Annotated in this window: 20 protein-coding genes and 1 pseudogene; 6 read left to right on the top strand and 15 right to left on the bottom strand. The window is 73.4% G+C overall.

Going from position 1 to position 17,792, the window contains the following annotated elements:
* Positions 1-10 precede the first annotated feature (10 nt).
* The 3 genes from ABZW17_RS07200 to ABZW17_RS07190 all read right to left on the bottom strand — a co-directional run bounded on the left by ABZW17_RS07200 (position 11) and on the right by ABZW17_RS07190 (position 2,839).
* Positions 11-634, bottom strand: a complete 624-nt coding sequence (locus tag ABZW17_RS07200) for a CBS domain-containing protein (RefSeq protein ID WP_354810588.1) — start codon at positions 632-634, stop codon at positions 11-13.
* A 19-nt stretch (positions 635-653) separates the two neighbouring features.
* Entirely contained in the window at positions 654-1,535 is an 882-nt protein-coding gene (locus ABZW17_RS07195) for a universal stress protein (protein ID WP_354810586.1), read from the bottom strand.
* 302 nt (positions 1,536-1,837) lie between these two features.
* Complete coding sequence (locus ABZW17_RS07190) at positions 1,838-2,839, bottom strand: zinc-binding alcohol dehydrogenase family protein (protein WP_354810998.1); 1,002 nt, start codon at positions 2,837-2,839, stop codon at positions 1,838-1,840.
* On the opposite strand from ABZW17_RS07190, the pseudogene ABZW17_RS07185 reads away from it, so the two are divergent.
* Positions 2,805-3,322, top strand: a pseudogene (locus ABZW17_RS07185) (cell division protein FtsH); the annotation flags it as partial. The gene ABZW17_RS07190 and the pseudogene ABZW17_RS07185 overlap by 35 nt on opposite strands.
* 27 nt (positions 3,323-3,349) lie before the next feature.
* Here the strand turns inward: ABZW17_RS07185 and ABZW17_RS07180 are convergent.
* Positions 3,350-3,601: a hypothetical protein gene (locus ABZW17_RS07180; RefSeq protein WP_354811020.1), complete on the bottom strand. Its 252-nt coding sequence runs from the start codon at positions 3,599-3,601 to the stop codon at positions 3,350-3,352.
* A 47-nt stretch (positions 3,602-3,648) separates the two neighbouring features.
* On the opposite strand from ABZW17_RS07180, the gene ABZW17_RS07175 reads away from it, so the two are divergent.
* The 3 genes from ABZW17_RS07175 (at position 3,649) to ABZW17_RS07165 (ending at position 6,054) form a co-directional block, all read left to right on the top strand.
* Positions 3,649-4,521 (top strand): universal stress protein, encoded by an 873-nt coding sequence (locus ABZW17_RS07175; RefSeq protein ID WP_354810584.1) that lies wholly within the window; start codon positions 3,649-3,651, stop codon positions 4,519-4,521.
* Between the two features lie 134 nt (positions 4,522-4,655).
* Complete coding sequence (locus ABZW17_RS07170) at positions 4,656-5,096, top strand: hypothetical protein (protein ID WP_354810582.1); 441 nt, start codon at positions 4,656-4,658, stop codon at positions 5,094-5,096.
* A 4-nt stretch (positions 5,097-5,100) separates the two neighbouring features.
* On the top strand, positions 5,101-6,054 hold the full coding sequence (locus tag ABZW17_RS07165; protein WP_354810580.1) for a magnesium transporter CorA family protein: 954 nt from the start codon (positions 5,101-5,103) through the stop codon (positions 6,052-6,054).
* Here ABZW17_RS07165 and ABZW17_RS07160 read toward each other — a convergent pair.
* Genes ABZW17_RS07160 through ABZW17_RS07120 form a run of 9 tightly spaced genes read right to left on the bottom strand, consistent with a single transcriptional unit; the run spans position 6,032 to position 15,830 of the window.
* Complete coding sequence (locus tag ABZW17_RS07160) at positions 6,032-8,602, bottom strand: HAD-IC family P-type ATPase (protein ID WP_354810578.1); 2,571 nt, start codon at positions 8,600-8,602, stop codon at positions 6,032-6,034. The two genes, ABZW17_RS07165 and ABZW17_RS07160, sit on opposite strands and share 23 nt — an antisense overlap.
* 11 nt (positions 8,603-8,613) lie before the next feature.
* Positions 8,614-9,678, bottom strand: a complete 1,065-nt coding sequence (locus ABZW17_RS07155) for a YbdK family carboxylate-amine ligase (protein WP_354810576.1) — start codon at positions 9,676-9,678, stop codon at positions 8,614-8,616.
* A 4-nt stretch (positions 9,679-9,682) separates the two neighbouring features.
* Positions 9,683-10,204: a flavodoxin family protein gene (locus tag ABZW17_RS07150; protein ID WP_354810574.1), complete on the bottom strand. Its 522-nt coding sequence runs from the start codon at positions 10,202-10,204 to the stop codon at positions 9,683-9,685.
* Between the two features lie 11 nt (positions 10,205-10,215).
* Entirely contained in the window at positions 10,216-10,485 is a 270-nt protein-coding gene (locus tag ABZW17_RS07145; protein ID WP_354810572.1) for a DUF1876 domain-containing protein, read from the bottom strand.
* A gap of 9 nt (positions 10,486-10,494) precedes the next feature.
* A complete protein-coding gene (locus ABZW17_RS07140; protein ID WP_354810570.1) occupies positions 10,495-12,117 on the bottom strand; it encodes an NAD(P)-binding protein in 1,623 nt (540 codons plus the stop codon).
* Between the two features lies 1 nt (position 12,118).
* Complete coding sequence (locus ABZW17_RS07135) at positions 12,119-13,114, bottom strand: thiamine pyrophosphate-dependent enzyme (RefSeq protein WP_354810568.1); 996 nt, start codon at positions 13,112-13,114, stop codon at positions 12,119-12,121.
* Positions 13,115-13,118: 4 nt separating this feature from the next.
* Positions 13,119-14,360 (bottom strand): transketolase C-terminal domain-containing protein, encoded by a 1,242-nt coding sequence (locus ABZW17_RS07130; protein ID WP_354810566.1) that lies wholly within the window; start codon positions 14,358-14,360, stop codon positions 13,119-13,121.
* A complete protein-coding gene (locus tag ABZW17_RS07125) occupies positions 14,344-14,940 on the bottom strand; it encodes a 2-oxoacid:acceptor oxidoreductase family protein (protein ID WP_354810564.1) in 597 nt (198 codons plus the stop codon). The genes ABZW17_RS07130 and ABZW17_RS07125 overlap by 17 nt, the downstream gene beginning before the upstream one ends.
* Entirely contained in the window at positions 14,937-15,830 is an 894-nt protein-coding gene (locus ABZW17_RS07120; protein WP_354810562.1) for a fructose-bisphosphate aldolase, read from the bottom strand. The genes ABZW17_RS07125 and ABZW17_RS07120 overlap by 4 nt, the downstream gene beginning before the upstream one ends.
* Positions 15,831-15,989: 159 nt before the next feature.
* Between ABZW17_RS07120 and ABZW17_RS07115 the strand changes: the two genes are divergently transcribed.
* Complete coding sequence (locus ABZW17_RS07115; protein ID WP_354810560.1) at positions 15,990-16,334, top strand: spore germination protein GerW family protein; 345 nt, start codon at positions 15,990-15,992, stop codon at positions 16,332-16,334.
* A 6-nt stretch (positions 16,335-16,340) separates the two neighbouring features.
* Here ABZW17_RS07115 and ABZW17_RS07110 read toward each other — a convergent pair whose 3' ends face one another.
* Complete coding sequence (locus ABZW17_RS07110) at positions 16,341-16,844, bottom strand: MarR family transcriptional regulator (RefSeq protein ID WP_354810558.1); 504 nt, start codon at positions 16,842-16,844, stop codon at positions 16,341-16,343.
* Positions 16,845-17,190: 346 nt separating this feature from the next.
* Here ABZW17_RS07110 and ABZW17_RS07105 point away from each other — a divergent pair, with 346 nt between their 5' ends.
* Positions 17,191-17,442, top strand: a complete 252-nt coding sequence (locus tag ABZW17_RS07105; protein WP_354810556.1) for a hypothetical protein — start codon at positions 17,191-17,193, stop codon at positions 17,440-17,442.
* 10 nt (positions 17,443-17,452) lie between these two features.
* Here ABZW17_RS07105 and ABZW17_RS07100 read toward each other — a convergent pair whose 3' ends face one another.
* A complete protein-coding gene (locus tag ABZW17_RS07100; protein WP_354810554.1) occupies positions 17,453-17,650 on the bottom strand; it encodes a hypothetical protein in 198 nt (65 codons plus the stop codon).
* Positions 17,651-17,792 lie beyond the last annotated feature (142 nt).

Raw genomic sequence — 17,792 nt, 5'->3', positions numbered from 1 at the left:
TGGACCGCGCTCAGGCCACGTCGTTCCAGACGTAGTCGAGGCGGTTGCGCACCTCCACCACGCCGGACAGCTCGCTGATCGACCGCGTCACCGGGTCGATGTCGCTGCGCCGCTCCACGCGGCCGACCACCGTCACGATTCCGGCCCGCACCTCCACCCGGACCCGGTCCGGGCCCCAGTTCAGCTGCCGGATCCGCTCGCCGACCTCGCGCTCGAGGTCGGCGTCGCCGCGGGTGAAGACCCGGATCAGGTCGCGGCGGGACAGCACACCCGCCGGCGTTCCGTTTCGCAGCACGAACAACCGGCGGACACCGGTGCGGGCGAACTTCGCCGCGGCGGTGGCCAGGGAGGCGTCGGCGTCGATCGTGACGACCGGGGTGGTCATCAGGTCCTTCGCGGTGCACGCCGTCGCCTTGCGGGCCAGCCTGCGGTCGCGGCGGCGGGGCTTCGGGTCGTCCCACAGGTGCGGCAGCAGGTCCGCTTCCGAGACGACGCCGACGAGCGCGCCGGTCTTGTCGGCGACGCCGACCGCGCTGATCCCGGTGCCGGTCAGCAGCTCGGCGATGTCCTTGAACGGCGTCTGCGGGGAGACGGTGATCGGGTCGGCGGTCATCACCGCGGAAACCGTGGTCATGGCGGGTGCTCCTTGTCGTTCAGGCGTTCTCGGTGCGGACGACCAGCACGGGGCAGGCCGAGTGGTGCAGCAGGGCCTGGCTCGTCGAGCCGAGGACCAGCCCGGTGAAGCCACCGCGGCCGCGGCTGCCGACGACGAGCAGCTGGGCACCGCGGCTCGCGGAAAGCAGGCGGTGGCGCGGCTTGTCGTGCTCGACGCGGCGCTCCACGGGGACGTCCGGGTACTTCTCCTGCCAGCCGGCGAGCCGCTGGGCGAGCAGCCGCCGGCCGGAATCGCGCAGGGATTCGCCCTGGAACGCGACGTTGCCGTCACTGAACAGGCCGGCGGTGTCGCCGTCGTGCCAGGTGTAGAGGGCGACGAGCGGCGCAGCGCGGAGGGAGGCTTCCTCGAACGCCCACGCGATCGCGGCCTCGCTCAGCGGGCTGCCGTCGACGCCCACGACGACCGGGCCGTCGACGCTCTCCCGCCCGCGCACGACGACGACCGGGCAGTGCGCCTTGGCGGCGAGGTCGACGTCGGGGGAACCGCTGAACAGCCCGGCGATCGCGCCGACGGGCTCTCCGGTGACGAGCAGCCGCGCCCGCGCCGACACGGCCAGCAGGGCGGTGACCGGTCCGCGGTCACTGGCCTCGGTGGCGACCGCCAGCCCCGGCACGGCGGCTTCGAGGGTCGCCCGCGTCCGGCGCAGGAGGTCATCCGCTTCGGCCGCTTTGATCGCCAGCCAGTCCGACGGCGGGTACGCCTTGCCGCCCAACGCGGAGTCTTCGTAGCCGTAGGCGGTGAAAACGAGCAGCGAAGCGTGCCGGCGGGCGGCTTCCGCGGCCGCCCACAGCGCAGCCGCGGCCGCGGTTTCGGAGCCGTCCACGGCCACCACGACCGGCGCGTTTCCGGTTGCCCTCATGACGTTTCCCTTCCGTTCCGGTTCGTGAACCCGACGGTAGGGCGCGCGTAGGCACCGGCGCTGCGGTCGTTCGTCCCCGCGCCCGGTGACCTTCGGCCGCTCCTTCCCGCCCGGCCGGGGTCCATCGTGAGCGGTGAGGAGGTATCCGCGATGCACGAGGAATGGCGCGGTCGCGCTCGCCGCCGCGGTCCTGGCCCTCGTCACCGGCGACGGCAGCCCGCTCGCCGTGCTGTGGGTGGTTTCGACCGTCCGGCACTCCGGACCCCGGCCGGGCGGCCGTGACCGTCCGGCTGCTGCCCGGTTCAGCCGGCCCGGAGCACCGCCGCGCCGTTCACGCGGTCCGCGGCCAGGTCGGCCAGCGCCCGGTCCGCGTCGGCCAGCAGGTAGGGCACGGTGCTGACGCTGAGGTGGTGCGTGCCGGCGAAGTCCAGGAACTCCCGCGCGTCATCGCGCGTGTTCGCCGTGACGCTGCGCACCTGCCGCTCCTGGAACAGGTGCTGCTGGTAGTCCAACGGCGGCACGTCGGAGAGGTGGATCCCGGCGATGGCCAGCGTGCCGCCGCGGTCGAGCGCGGCCAGCGCCGGCGCCACCAGCTCGCCCACCGGCGCGAACAGGATCGCGGAGTCCAGCGGCTCCGGCGGTGGATCGGCGGCGTCCCCGGCTGACGCGGCGCCCAGCTCCAGCGCCAGCTCGCGCGCGGCGGCGCTGCGCGTCATGACGTGCACGGTGGCGCCGCGGGCGATCGCCACCTGGGCGGTCAGGTGCGCGCTGCCGCCGAACCCGTAGATGCCCAGGCGGCCGTTTTCCGGCACCTCGGCGCGGGTCAGGGCGTGGTAGCCGATCAGCCCGGCGCACAGCAGCGGGGCGAGTTCGTCATCGGTGTAGCCGCCGGGCAACGGCAACGCGTAGGCGGCCGGGACGACGGCGTACTCCGCGTAGCCGCCGTCGGCGTCCCAGCCGGTGTAGCGCGATCCGGGACAGAGGTTCTCCCGGCCGCGCAGGCAGAACCGGCACTCGCCGCACGTCTCGCGCAGCCACGCGATTCCCACCCGGTCACCGGCGCGGAACCCGGTGGTGCCCGCCCCGGCGGCCACGACCTCGCCGACGACCTCGTGCCCCGGGATCACCCCGGGCCGGTGCACCGGCAGGTCACCCTCGGCGACGTGCAGGTCCGTCCGGCAGACCCCGCACACCAGCACCCGCACCAGCAGCTCACCGGCGGCGGGCCGCGGCACCGGCACCCGCGACCGTTCCAGGGGGCCGGAGGGCATGGGCCCGGGCCGGGTGACGCGCCAGGCCGCCATGGTCGTCGGCAGGGTCATCCGTCCTCCTCGGGCCGCGGGAACTCCCAGGCCAGGATGCCCCGCCGGCCGCGGCCGCGCGACGCGCCCCGGTCGTTCCGGCCGGGGACGTTGGGCCCTTCGTCCCCGGCAGGCCATCAACGCCGTCCGGGACGACCGCACGGTGCTGAGCGCAGCCGACCTCGCGGCCGCCCGCGAGCGGGTGCTGCTGGGCCGGCGCGACAGGTCGAACGCCCTCCTGCCCGAAGAACGGCACTCGGTCGCCGTGCACGAATCCGGGCACGCGCTGGTCGCCGCGCTCTGTGAGCACGCCGACCCGGTGGCGAAGGTGACGATCCTGCCCGCCGGGATGGCCTTGGGCGCAACCGAGCGGCTGCCGGAGGCCGAGACCGCGAAAGCCACCTCGCGGACCTGCTCGCGGTCCGCCTGGGCGGCCGCGCGGCCGAGCTGGTGGTGTTCGGCGAGACCTCGACCGGAGCGGCCAACGACCTCGCCGGAGCTGGGCCCGATCGGCTACCGCGCGCCCGAGGGACAGCCGGAGCTGCTGGGCCGGCCGTGTTCGGAACAGACCCAGCGGGCCGTCGACGAGGAGATCGCCCGGCGCAGGACCGGGCGGCCGGCCTGCTGCAACAGCACCGGCGTGCCCTGGACGCGCTCGCCGGGCAGCTGCAGGAGCACGAGACGGTCGACGGCGACGCGGCGCTGCGGGAAGAGGCCGCCGGAAGTCCCCTCGCGGGAGGACTTCCGGCCGCAGCGGACGGTCACGGCGTCGCCCTACGGTCGGCGGACGACCGCCGTACCGGGAGCCGCCGATGAACACGACAGGACGATCCATCGTCACCGGAGTCGACGGGTCGGGCGAGGCGCTCGACGCCGTCCGCTGGGCGGCCCGCGTCGCCCGGCTGCGCGAAGTCCCGTTGGAGATCGTGCACGCCCTCGACTTCCCGGCGCTGCTCGCCGGCGGGGTCGTCCCGCCGCCGGAGGAGATGAAAGACGTCCTCCGCGCGCACGGGCAGCGCTACCTGCGGGCGGCGCGGGAGATCGCCGAGGCGCAGGGCGCGCCCACCGTGACCACCAGGCTGGACTCCGACCGCGCCGCACCGGCGCTCATCGACGCGTCGCGGACCGCGGCGCTGGTCGTGGTCGGCTCGGGCGGCCGCGGCCGGCTCACCGGCCTGCTCGCCGGCTCGGTCGCCGCGGCCGTCGGCGCGCACGCCGCCTCCGACGTCGTGGTCGTCCGCGGCGACTCCTGGGATGATCCGGAGGCGGCGAACCGGCCGGTGCTCGCCGGGATCGACGGCAGCGACCCCAGCGCTCGCATCCTCGCAGCGGCTGTAGCCGAGGCGAAGGTGCGCAAGACCCACCTGATCGTGGTGCACGCGTCGGCGGACGAGCCGCGCCCGGAGGCGGAACCGCACCTGGACCCGCAGGCCGCCACCGATGCCGGAGAGCGGCTGCTCGGCGAACTCACCGGTGAACACGACGTCGGCGGCATCCCGGTCGAGCGGGTGGTCGTCCGCGGGCACCCGCGCCGCGAGCTGATCGAACGCAGCCGGACCGCGCAGCTCGTCGTGCTCGGCGACCGCGGCCGCGGCGGCTTCCCCGGCCTGCTGCTGGGCTCGACGGGGCAGGCGCTGCTGCACAACGCCGCGTGCCCGGTGTACCTGGTACGCACCGCCTCCTGACGGAAGTCCTCGCGCGGATGGGCCTTCGCCCCACCGGAACCGGGGCCGGGAGGCCCCGGGAACCGGGGCGGTCCGGCCCTCCTCCCCCGGCCTCACCAGGCGGACGCTGGACTCCGACGAAAGTGAGGCACACCATGGACACCCACCGCGGAATCGCCCCGGCGACCACAGCCGAGCCGACGTCCCCCCGCCGCAACCGCCGCGACCGGATCGCCCTGCGACCCGCCGATTTCGTCGACCCCCGCTACGCCGGCGTCGCCGACCGGCACCTGGCACGCACCCTGACCGCGGAAGACCGGTCCGAAGAGGACGGTCTGGACCCGCTGGAGCGCGTGACCTGCCGCACCCACCGCCGCTGGCTGCACGACTGCGTCGCGTCGCCGCTGCACGTCGTGATCGTCACCGGCACCCGCTGGTGCCGCGCCTGCGAATGCGCGCTGAACGTCGCGGTCGACCAGCTGGCCGGCGACGTCTCGGTCCACTGCCCGTCGTGCGGCGAAACGCCCGCCACGAGGGCCACCCGCCAGCTGGTCCGCGCCTGTCGCGCGAGCCTGGCCGCCGCGCACGACCGCTGAGCCGATGACGCGCAGCCGGCTGTACCGCAGCGGTGTTCTCGAGCGGGAGGATTTCCCCGCCACCGAAGCCGCCCGTCACCTCGCCGACCCGTCGGTGACCCTGTGGCTCGACTTCGACGCCCCCACCCCCGAAGACCTGGCGACGCTGGCCACCGAACTCGGCCTGCACCCGCTCGCCGTCGCCTCCGTGCTCGACGAAGACCACCAGCGCCCCAAGCTCGTCCGCTACGACCGGCACTCGTTCCTCGCGGTGTACACCGTGCGCGTGACCGACGGCGTCCTGGCGGCTTCGGAGCTGGACGCGTTCGTCACCGACCGCGTGCTGGTCACGGTGCACCGCAACAACACGACCGACATCGACGCACTCACCGCGCGTTGGGACACGACGCCGGAACTGGCCAAGAACGGCGCCGGATTCCTGCTGCACGGCCTGCTCGACTACGTCGCCGACGGCCACCTCGACGCCGTCCAGGCCCTCGACGAGCAGGTCGAGGCGCTCGAAGACCTCGTGTTCGCCGACCACGTCGACCACACGGACCTGCAGCGCCGGTCCCTCGGGCTGCGCCGCAGCCTCAGCCGCCTGCGGCACCTGGCGGTGCCGATGCGCGAGATCGTCGCCGCCCTGATGCGCCGCGACGACACCCTGCTGCCCTACTTCCAGGACGTCTACGACCACGTCCTCCGGGTGACGGAGTGGACGGAGTCCCTGCGCGACCTGATCGCGACGATCCGCGAGACCCAGCTGAGCATCCAGGGCAACCGCCTCAACACGATCATGAAGAAGGTCACCAGCTGGGCGGCGATCATCGCGGTCCCGACGGCGATCACGGGGTTCTACGGCCAGAACATCCCGTACCCGGGGTTCGGGTCGGCGTCGGGAGTGTGGGTGTCGACGCTGGCCATCCTGGTGATTTCGGCGACGCTGTACACGCTGTTCAAGCGCCGCGACTGGCTTTGACGGTGAACCACCGCCAGAGCAGTTTGTCCGCCTCCACCACCGCGAACGCCACCACCGCGGCACCGAGCACCCACAGCCACGAAGAGAACCCCACCGGCGCGGTGTGGAACCACGAGTTCATCACCGGCACGTAGGTCAGCAGCACCTGCAGCCCGGCCGTCAACCCCAGCCCCAGCAGGAACATCCGGCTGTGCCCCGGCCACGAGCGCACCACCGGCCGATCGAGGGAACGGCAGCTGACCAGGTAAGCCGCCTGGACGCCGACGAACACGTTGATCGCCGTCGTCCGCGCTTCCGCCACCGAAGCACCCGACGTGAGACACAGCCGGTACGCACCGAAGGCCGCCACTACGAGCAGTACCGAGACGAGCACCACCCGGCGCAGCAGCGTCCCCGTGAACAGCGGCCGTTCCGGTGGCCGCGGCGGACGGTGCATGACGCCGTCCTCGGTCGGCTCGAACGCCAGCGTCAAGCCCAGGAACACCGCCGTCGTCATGTTGATCCACAGGATCTGCACCGGCACGATCGGCAGTACCGCGCCCACCAGGATCGCCACCAGCACGACCATCCCCTCACCGATGTTGGCCGGCAGCGTCCACGCGATGAACTTGCGCAGGTTGTCGAACACCCCGCGGCCCACCCGCACGGCCGCCTCGATCGACGCGAAGTCGTCGTCGGTCAGGACCATGTCCGCGGCCTGGCGGGCCGCGTCGGTGCCGCCCCGGCCCATCGCGACGCCGATGTCCGCGCGGCGCAACGCCGGGGCGTCGTTCACCCCGTCGCCGGTCATCGCGACCACGTGGCCGCGGCGCTGCAACGCCCGCACCAGCTCCAGCTTCTGCCCCGGCGACACCCGCGCGAACACCTGCGTGGCCGCCACGGCGTCGTCGAATCCCCCTTCGGGCAACGAGGCCAGCTCGGCCCCCGTGAGGACCCGGGGATCGGCCGCCAGCCCCACCTCGCCGGCGACCGCGCGGGCCGTTCCGGCGTGGTCGCCGGTGATCATCTTGACCTCGACGCCCGCGCTCCGGCAGGCCGCGACCGCGGTGGCAGCCTCCGGCCGCGGCGGGTCGTGCATCGCCTGCAAGCCCAGCAGAACCGGCGTCGTCCCGGCCGTGACCCGCGCGAACGCCAGCACCCGCAGTCCCCGCGCGGTCAGCGTCCCGTGCACCCGGTTCAGCGCGTCCCGGTCGAGCGGCCGGACACCGCCGCCGGGGACCACCTCGTCCCCGCAGCGGGCCGCGACCTCTTCGACCGCGCCCTTGAGGTAGGCGACGTCACCGTGGACCGTCGTCATCGTCCGGGTCTCGGACTCGAACGGCACGGTCCCGGTGCGCGGCGCGCCCGCCCGGATCGCGACCGGGTCCAGCCCCGCAGCGGTCGCCGAGCCGAGCAGCGCGATCTCGGTGGGGTCGCCTTCGCCGAGCTCCGCGTCGTTGCACAGGACGCCGGCGATCAGGCACTCCCGCAGCGTCTCCGCGGCTTCGCCGACCGGGATCGGCGACCCCGCCGCGGCGAGGGTGGTCACCGTCATGTGGTTGCGGGTCAGCGTGCCGGTCTTGTCGGTGCAGATCACCGTGGTGCCGCCGAGGGTCTCGACGGCAGGCAGGTGCCGCACGATCGCGCCGCGCCGGGACATCCGGACGACGCCGATGGCCAGCACGATCGCGACCGCGGCCGGCAGGCCTTCGGGGATCGCGCCGACGGCGAGGGCGACCACCGCGGTGAACATCTCCGGCGCCGGTGTGCCCCGCAGGACGCCCAGCACGAACGCCCCGGCCGAGACGGCGACGATCACCAGGCTCAGCTGCCGCGAAAACCGGCCGAGCTTGCGCGTGAGCGGCGTCTCGACGACCTCGGCCGTGGCGACCAGGTGCTGGATGCCGCCCAGCTGGGTCGCGCCGCCGGTCGCGGTGACCAGGCCGCGGGCCTGGCCCCGGGTCACCAGCGTCCCCGAGTACGCCGAGCCGGCCCGGTCGGCGACCGCGGCCGACGGCGGAACCGGTTCGGCGGACTTCGCGACCGGCACCGACTCGCCGGTCAGCGCGGACTCGTCGATCTCGGCCAGGTGCACCTCGGCCAGCCGGACGTCGGCGGGCACGCGGTCGCCCGCGGCGAGCTCGACGACGTCACCGGGCACCAGCCGGGCCGCGGGCACGCGTTGCGGCACCCCGTCGCGGACGACGATCGCCGCCACCGGGACCAGCTTCGACAGCGCCTCCAGCGCGCGCTGGGCGCGGGATTCCTGGACGAACCCGACGACGGCGTTCAGCACCACGACGCCGCCGATCACCCCGGCGTCGACGTGCCCGCCGAACACCCACGTGACGATCCCCGCCAGCAGCAGGACGTAGATCAGCGGGTTGTGGAACTGGGCGAGCAGCCGCCGGACCGGCCCGGGTCCGGCGGGCACGGGCACGGTGTTGCCGCCGAAGCGAGCCAACCGCGCTTCGGCCTCCTCGGTGCTCAGGCCCAGCGCCGGATCGACGCCGAGCTGCTCGGCGACCGCGGCCGCCGGCAGCGCGTGGAATCCCGCGGTGCCGGTCACGGTTGCGGGATTCACTGCACAGCCTCCAGGTCATTGTCGTTTCCGCTTCCCCGGGTCACCGTGGCCAGCCGGGCGGCGAACTCGGCCGGGGTGGCCGACACCGCCCGCAGTGCCCGCTGCCGGACCGCGCCACCGCCCCGGTCCGCGAGCACGCACCAATCCCGCTGGACCACCTCGAGATCGCCGGCCGCCTCCAGCGCGGGCCGGACGTGCGCCAGCAGCCGCGCGGTTCCGGCGCGGTCGAGGCCGTGCCGGGCGGCGGCGCGGAGCGACTGCGCCATCGCCGCGTCCGACGGCTGTGCCGCCCGTTCCCCGGTCAGCGCCGTGGCCACGAGCGCCCGCACCAGCCCGGCGAGCACGACGGCGTCGGCCACGTCGAGGCAGACATCGGCGATCCGCACCTCCACGGTCGGGTGCCGCGGCGACAGGCGGGCGTAGAAGTACACCCCGCGGGCGTCCGGCGCGGCACCGCCGCGGATCGCCTCGGCGACGGCCGTGTCGTACTCGGCGACGTCGTGCCACGCAGCGGGCGGCCGGGCGGTCGGCCAGCGCGACCAGAGCGGGTACCGCGTGCTCGCCCACCCCGAGTCGGCGCCGCCGGCGTAGGGCGAATTCGCGCTGAGGCCCAGCAGGACCCCCAGCCACGGCCGGAGCCCGGCGAGCGCGCGCACGCCCGCCGCCCGCGACGGGACGCCGACGTGGACGTGGCAGGCGCAGGTGCCCGCGCCGGGGACCAGGGCGGGGAAGCGCGCGGCCAGCCGCTCGTACCGGGCGTCGGCGGTGACCAGCGGTGCGGCGCCGAACGGGGCGACGCCGGTCGCCACGGCCAGGCACCCCGCGTTCGCCGCCGCCTCGCTCACCCGGCGGCGCAGCCGCGTCAGGTCCGCGCGGACCTCGGCGAGCGAACGGCACACCCGGGTCAGCGTTTCGAGCTGGAAGCGCAGGAACTCCGGGACCACGCCGGGCTCGCCGGCCAGCGCGGCCAGGATCCGCGGAGCCGCCGGAACAGCTGCCCCGGTCCGCGTGTCCAGCAGCACGAACTCCTCCTCCACGCCGACCGTCGGGGCGCACGCCACGGCTTCAGGTACCGGCGCGGGCCAGCGCCGCCCCGAGGGCGGCACCCCACGCCTCGGCCCGCTCGGCCTCGCCCGGCTCCAGGCCGGCGTCGATCGTTCCCGTACCGACGAAGAAGCTCTCCGCGGGCAGGACGAGCCGGCACCCGCGCCGGCGCAGCCGCTTGGCCACCCCGAGCGACGCGGCCCCGGTGAACACCCGCGGCTTGTCGATCCGGGTGTCGAAGGCCGCGGCGGCCGATCCGGCCGGCACCGTGTCGAGCGCGTCCAGCCACTCCCGGATGCCCGTCTGCGACCGCGTCGGGTACGCCACCTGGCCCTTGGCCGACTTCCGGGTCGACGCCCGGCTCATCGCGTGCGCGTGGGTGGGGCCGCCGACGACGAGCAGGCCGACACCGGTCAGGTCCCGGGGCGCCTTGTCGACATTGACCACCTCGAGCGGGCCGGCTCCGGCCAGCCCCCTGCCGATCGCCTCGGCCGCCTTCTCGGTGGCGCCGAACATCGACTCGAAGATGACGAGGATCCGCATGTCCGCTCCTTTCAGCGGTCGAGCCGGACGGGCTTGCGGGTCAACGCTTCGATGTCGCCCGCCGCGCATTCGAGCAGGTTGTGGGCCAGGTCGCTCAGCGCGCGCGAAGCGGCCAGCTCGTCGCCGATCTCGGGCACGTCGGTGTCGGCGGGGTCGAGCCGCGCGACGCCGGTCCCGGAGACCCGGGTGTCATCGGCCGTGTGGAGCCGGGCGGTGGCCCGGGTGCGGCCTGCGTCGTCTTCGTCGATGTGCACTTCGACGTGCCAGCGCTTTTCCTGCATGATCTCTCCTCAGGTTTCCTCGGGCACCATTTCGATGGCGCCGCACGGGCATTCGGCGACGCAGATCCCGCAGCCCTTGCAGTAGTCGAGGTCGATCGCGTACCGCTCCCCCGGTTCGAGCTTGAGCACCGCGTTGTCCGGGCAGACGCCGTAGCAGTTGTCGCATTCGAAGCAGTTTCCGCAGGACAGGCAGCGGCGTGCCTCGAACAACGCCGTCGACGCTTCGAGGCCGCCTTTGACCTCGTCGAAGGTGGACACGCGCCGGGACAGGTCCAGGTGCGGCCGGACGGTCCGGTCGGCGTCGCTGTAGTACCAGGTGTTGAGGTCGCCGAACGTCGCTTCACGCCGGGGCCGCGGCTCGGGGACGGCGAGCCCGCGCAGCCAGGCGTCGATCTCGCGGGCCGCCTTCCCGCCGTGGCCCACCGCCACGGTCGCGGTCCGCCCCGACGGCACCATGTCCCCACCCGCGAAGATCCCCGGGTGCCCGGTCATCATCCCGGTGCCGACGCGCACGACGCCGTCCGCGCGTTCGACCTCCGGCAGGGCGTCCACCAAGGACAGATCGGTGTCCTGGCCGAGGGCCAGTACGACGGTGTCGGCTGCGAGCCGTTCGAACTCGCCGGTCGGCTGCGGGAAACCGGCGTCGTCGAGCCGCATCTTCTGCACGGTGATGCCTTCGCCGTCGATTTCACTGATCGTCGACAGCCAGCGCATCGACACGCCCTCTTCGACGGCTTCCGCCACCTCGGACTCGTGCGCGGGCATCTGCGCCCGCGTGCGGCGGTAGACCACCACGGGGTCGGTGGCGCCCAGCCGCATCGCCGTCCGGGCGGCGTCCATAGCGGTGTTGCCGCCGCCGTAGACGGCGACCCGGCGGCCGAGCAACGGCCGGTCCCCGCTCTCCATGCCGTGCAGCAGGGAAACCGCGTCGAGGACGTGGGCCGTGTCGCCCGCCGGGATGTAGGCCCGCTTGCCGACCTGGGCACCCACGGCCAGGAAGACCGCGTCGAACCCGGCCTTCGCGGCCACGACGTCGGTGACCCGGCTGTTCTGCTCGAAGGCGACGCCCATCGCCGCGATGCGGCGGATCTCGGCGTCGAGAACCTCGCGCGGCAGCCGGTAGCGCGGGATGCCGTAGCGCAGCATCCCGCCGGGGGCGGCTTCGGCGTCGCGGACGGTGACGGCGTGCCCGAGCCGGGCCAGGTGGTAGGCGGCGGACAGGCCCGCCGGGCCCGCACCGACGACGAGCACCCGTTTGCCGCTCGGCTCGGCGACCGGCATCGTCCAGTCCTGCCGGATGCCCTCGTCGCCGAGGAACCGCTCGATCGAGTTGATTCCGACGGCCTCGTCGAGCTGGCCGCGGTTGCAGGCGCTCTCGCACGGCCGGTAGCAGATCCGGCCGAGCACCGCGGGCAGCGGGTTGTCGGCCATGATCCCGCGCCACGCCGTCTCGTAGTCGCCGGATTCGGCGTGGTAGAGCCACTTCTGGATGTCCTGGCCGGCCGGGCAGGCCTGGTTGCACGGTGGCAGCAGGTCGACGTAGACCGGCCGTTCGGAGCGCCAGGCACCGGTCTTGTTCGCCCGGCTCGAGCCGACGTCGAGCGTGATCGCGAACGGCTTTCCGTGCTCCATCTCAGTCCTCCCCGAGCAGGTCGAACCGGCGGATGTTGCGGTCGGCGAGCGCCTGGATCTTCCCGACCACGTCCGCGCGCGGCGGGTCGCCGAACAGGTGCGCGTACCGGTTCTGGAGCTGCAGGTAGTCCTCCACCGGCACGCGGTGGCGGATCTTCGACGTCGTCACGACTTCGCCGCCTTCCGCCTCGAACACCGGGAAGATCCCGCTTTCCTTCGCCAGGCGGGCGATCCGGATCGTGTCGTGGGACGCGCTGCCCCACCCGAGCGGGCACGGCACCAGTACGTGCAGGTAGCGCGCCCCGCGGAACTCCATGGCCCGCGTCACCTTGGCTTCGAGGTCACGCAGGTCCGCGACCGTCGCCGTGGCGACGTAAGGGATTTCGTGGGCCAGTGCGATCATCGGCACGTTCTTGCCCTGCCCGAACACCGCACCCGGCTCCGGGCCGAGCGCGGGGGTGGTCGCCGTGCGCGCGGCGGCCGGCGTCGCACCGGACCGCTGGACGCCGGTGTTCATGTAGGCCTCGTTGTCGTAGCAGATGTACAGCACGTCGTCGTTGCGCTCGAACATCCCCGACAGGCATGCGAAGCCGATGTCGACGGTCCCGCCATCGCCGCCCTGACCGACCACCCGGACGTCCGTGCGGCCCTTGGCCTTCAGCGCCGCGGCGACCCCGGTCGCCACGGCCGGCGCGTTGCCGAACAGGGAGTGCAGCCACGGGATCCGCCACGACGTCTCCGGGTACGGCGTCGAGAAGACTTCGAGGCAGCCGGTGGCGTTGACCGCCACCATCCGGTTCCCGGTCGCGCGCATGGCCGCGTCGAGCGCGTACCGCGCGCCCAGCGCCTCGCCGCAGCCCTGGCACGCTCGGTGGCCGCAGTCGATGGAGTTGATCCGCTGCCGGTCGGACTGCACGCTGCGCTCGTCTTCACCGAGCAGCCGGCCGCCGACCGCGAAGCTGCCGGTCTGGTAGAACTTGATCGGCGTCACCACCATGCCATCACCCGATTCGCGAGGCGACCGCACCGAGGTCGCGCAGGAGGTTTTCGGCCGTCGGCCCCGACCGGCGGCTCGCCGCGAGGCGGCCCAGCTCCCGGTCGATCAGCGGGCGGTCGAGGTCGAGGAAGGTCAGCGGCGGCAACCGATCCGCCTGCCGCAGCAGCCGGTCCAGGGACTTCTTCGTGATCGCCCGGCCACCCAGCCCGGCGATCACGGCGTGGACCTCGGCCGCCGGCGCCGCCGTCACGACGTTCTGCGTGACGATGCCGCCGACACCCGGCTCGAAGGCGCGTTCCAGCACGATCACCCGACGGGCGTGCCCGATGGCCGCGCGCACGGCGGCGGCGGGGAACGGCCGGAAGCAGGTCAGGCCCAGTACACCCACGCGCAGGCCGTCCTCGCGCAGTTCGTCGACGGTGTCCTTGAGCGTGCCCAGCACCGAGCCGAGGGCGACGACGATCGTCTCCGCGTCTTCGGTGCGGTACGAGCGCGCCAGGCCGCCGGAGTTGCGGCCGAACGCCTCGGCGAACCGGTCGGCGATGTCCGGGACGACGTCGAGGGCCGCCATCAGGCGGGCGTGCCCGAGGTAGCGCACCTCGGTGAACGCCTCCGGCCCGACCATCGCGCCGATCGACGACGGCTCGGCGGGGTCGAGGACCTGCCGGGGCTCGTACGGCGGCAGGAACGCGTCGACCTCGTCCTGGCCCGGGACGTCCACCGGCTCCCAGGCGTGGGTCAGCACGAAGCCGTCCATGCACACCATCACCGGGGTGGACAGCTCCTCGGCGATCCGGAACGCCTGGACGTGCAGGTCGGCCGCTTCCTGGTTGGTCTCGGCGTAGAGCTGGAGCCAGCCGGCGTCGCGCAGGGCCATGCTGTCGCTCTGGTCGTTCCAGATGTTGATCGGCGCCCCGATCGCCCGGTTGGCCACCGTCATCACGATCGGCAGGCCGAGCCCGGCGGCGTTGAACACCGCCTCGGTCATGTAGAGGAGGCCCTGGCTGGCCGTCGCGGTGTAGGCCCGCGCCCCGGCGGCGGACGCCCCGATGGCGACCGACATCGCCGCGAACTCCGACTCGACGTTGACGAACTCGCACGGCGCGAGCTCACCGGACTTCACCAGCTCCGCCAGGCCCTCGACGATGTGGGTCTGCGGCGAGATCGGGTACGCGCAGACCACCTCCGGCCGGCACCGTGCCACCGTCTCGGCGACGGCCCGGGACCCCTCAATCTGCCTGCGCACCGGCCAGCTCCTCCCGTTCGGCGCGGACGAACCCGTACGCGGCGGTGGCCGCGGCGATGTTGCCGTCGGCCTTCGGCCCGGTGAACCGGCCGGAGATCGCGGCGACCACCGAGCGCAGCTCGACCACGCCGGTCAACGCGGCGAACCCGCCGAGCAGCGCGGCGTTGGGCACCGGGCGGCCGAGGTGCTTCTGCGCCAGCTCGGTCGCGGGCACCACCAGCAGCCGCTCGCGCCGGAAGCCACGGACGAACTCCCCCAGCCCCAGTTCGCCGAAGTCGTGGGCGGAGTTCACCAGCAGACAGCCGCCGGGGCCGAAGCCCTCGAAGACGTTCACCTGGTGCAGCAGCGTGGCGTCCTGCACGATCAGCACGTCGGGCGCGACGACCGGTTCCCGCGTGCGGATGACCGCGTCGGAGATCCGGCAGAACGAGACCACCGGCGCACCGGTCCGTTCCGAGCCGAAGCTGGGGAACGCCTGTGCGTGCCGGCCTTCGGTGAACGCGGCCACCGACAGCAGCTCGGCCGCGGTCACCACGCCCTGGCCGCCGCGGCCGTGGATGCGGACCTCGGTCGCGCTCATGCGCTCGGGTACTTCGCCAGGATGTCCCGCAGCGCCGAAACGAACCGCAGGGACTCGTCGTGGTCGCGCTGCCAGACGTTGCGGCCGAAGATGAGCCCGGTCGCGCCGGCTTCCATGGACTCGCGGGCCTTCTCCAGCATCGCGTCGTCACCGGCCTTGCCGCCGCCGGACACCAGCAGCAGGGTCCGCCCGGCCGACCGCACGACCGCGTCGATCGCCTGCTGGCCGGTGATCTCCCGCGCGTAGCCGCCGGGCACGTTGTCGATCTTCGCCGGGTGCGGGAAGGTGACCTTGACGACGTCGGCGCCCAGCTCGGACGCGGTCCGGGCGGCGTAGTCGACGGCGTAGAAGGAGTCGCGGCCGCCCTTGGCTTCGATCGCCGAGCCACGCGGGTAGGCCCAGACGACGAGGGGCATGCCGAGCCGGTGTGCCTCGGCGCGGACCTGCCGCAGCTGCGCGAAGTCCCGCTCCTGGGCCGGCGTTCCGACGTAGAGGGTGTAGCCGACGGCGTCCGCGCCGAGCCGGACCGCGTCCTCGACGCTGCCGTGCAGCGGGGACAGCGCCTCGGCGTCGGAGGGGATTTCGGTCTTCCCGTTGAGCTTCAGCACCAGCGGCAGCTCGCCCGCGTAGTCCCAGTAGAACTTCTCCGCCAGCCCGATCTGGATCGCGATGCCGTTGAAGCCGCCCTCGATGGCGAGCTTGAGGACGTACTTCGGGTCGCTCGCGGCCGGGTTGGCGAAGAAGTCGCGCGGGCCGTGCTCCAGTCCCTGGTCGTAGGGCAGGACGAACGCGGTGCCGTTGCGCAGGCCGTGCTCGTGCAGGATGCGGTGCAGCCGGGCCTTCTTGCCGGTGTTCAGCCCGAGTTCGGCCAGCGGGGGACGGTGCGCCATGGCGGCCTCCGGGGTTGCTGGTTTCGTGTTCGCCCAGCAAATCGCGCCGCGGTGACCACCACCGCGGGCGAACGCCACCGGCGCCGGGGCCCTCGGTCACCGGCGGAGAGGACCATCGGCTCTGGGCTCCCCGCGCGCCCGGCGGTGAGACTTCGCCGCATGAAGGTCGACGAACTGCTCGCGAAGGCGAAGGACGGGCTGGAGACCAAGATGGTCTACGGCGAGCCGTACGAGGTCGACGGCGTCACGGTGATCGTGGCGTCCAGCGTCGGCACCGGCGGTGGCGGCGGCGACAGCCGCGACGAGAAGGGCCGCTCCGGCGAAGGCGGCGGGTTCGGGCTGTCGGCCAAACCGGTCGGGGCGTACGTCATCAAGGACGGCAAGCTCCGCTGGGAACCGGCGATCGACGTGAACCGCCTGCTGGCGACCCTGGGGGCGATCGCCGTCGCGGCCCTCTTCGCCGCGACACGTCTGGCGAAGCTCCGGGTAGCCGGAGGGGCCTGATCCGGGCTATCCGGCCGGCTCGGCCGAACGGTCCTCCTTGACGGCGGTTCGGACCTGCTCGGTGAGCGCTTCGCCGAGCGCCCCGGGGTGCGAGGCGCGCTCTCGCAGTCCTTGGGCGACCTTGGCGAGCACGACGGTGAACTCCCGGATGTGCTCGGGTTCCGAGTTCGCGACCGCCTGGTAGACGTCGGCGGTGAACAGCGTGAAACTGGCCTCGACGGCCGCCCGGCCGCCGGGGGTCAGCATGACCAGGACGCTGCGCCGGTCGGTCGGGTGCCGCTCGCGCCGGGTGTAGCCGGCCGCTTCGAGCCGGTCGAGCAGCGCGGTCACGCTCGCCGAGGCGATGCCCAGCCGCTTCACCAGCGCCGATGGGGGCAGCGGCCCCTCGTGCAGCAATTCGCCCAGCACCGCCGCTTCGTGCACGCCGACCCCGAAGGCGGACGCCATGGCGCGCCGGTATTCGTCGGTGGCCACGATCACCGATCTCAGCTGCTCGGCCAGACGTTCCATACCCCACAACCCACAAGATCACCGTCGAAACTACCTAGTTAAACTAGATTCTAGCCCAACTAGCCACAAGACGCCCGTGCGTCACCGGGTCGCTCGTCCGAGCGAAGATTCTCCGCTCGCGAAACAGATCACAGCCGAGAATCACGACGCCGTCCGCTCGCACATAGGTTGCTCCGCAGGAAGGACGCGAAAGCCGCCGGACACTTTCCGACCCCGGCGAAATGCCGGACGAAATCGACGCCGAGATACCGCGAATCGAAGAAACTCCCTTGAAGAACCGGACAGCGAATCGTCGAAATCCTCGTTAACCTGGCTGCAGCACGCCCGTTTTCGAGGAGATCCACCGATGTCCGACACCCTGTTCCCCGAACCCCCGGCCCCGCAGCCCGAGGCCGCACTCCTCCGCCGCGAACGCAACCGCTGGCTGCGCCGCGAAGCGAACCTGGTCCTGGGCCGCAGCCGCTCGGACGCGCCGGAAGCGCAGCAGGCGCGCACCGCTCACCTCGTGCTGACCTACGCCCTGGCGGTCATCGAACAACGCCCCGCCGTAGTCGGCTCCTTCGCCGATCTCACCCGGCCGCCCCACGACCGCGGCTGAACCCGCGGCGTCACCCGTCCGGCTGCTCGTCCCTGACCTGCGACGGCCGCGCGGCGCGGCAGGCCGGGTCGTCCTCCAGGTGGGAGTAGCTGTACAGCACGGCGAGCAACGGGTGCGCCTCGTCGCGGAACTGCCGCACGACATGGCCGGCCTCGGGGTCGATCGGGTGCCAGCACCGCTCGCAGAGCATGACCACCGGCACGTCCACTCCGACACCGTCCAATCCGGACCACGGCGCTGCCGGCGCCCCGCGGGGCGCCGGCAGCGCGTCCCGGCATGCGGCACCCCCAGGCCCCGGGGGGGGGGGCCCCGGGCGACCCCCGCAGGGGGGCAGGTGCGCGCGGGGGGCG

Source organism: Amycolatopsis sp. NPDC004625 (assembly GCF_040609695.1).
Classification (GTDB): domain Bacteria; phylum Actinomycetota; class Actinomycetes; order Mycobacteriales; family Pseudonocardiaceae; genus Amycolatopsis.
The sequence above is the reverse complement of the archived record's forward strand: the minus strand, read 5'-3'. Positions and strand labels throughout refer to the sequence as shown.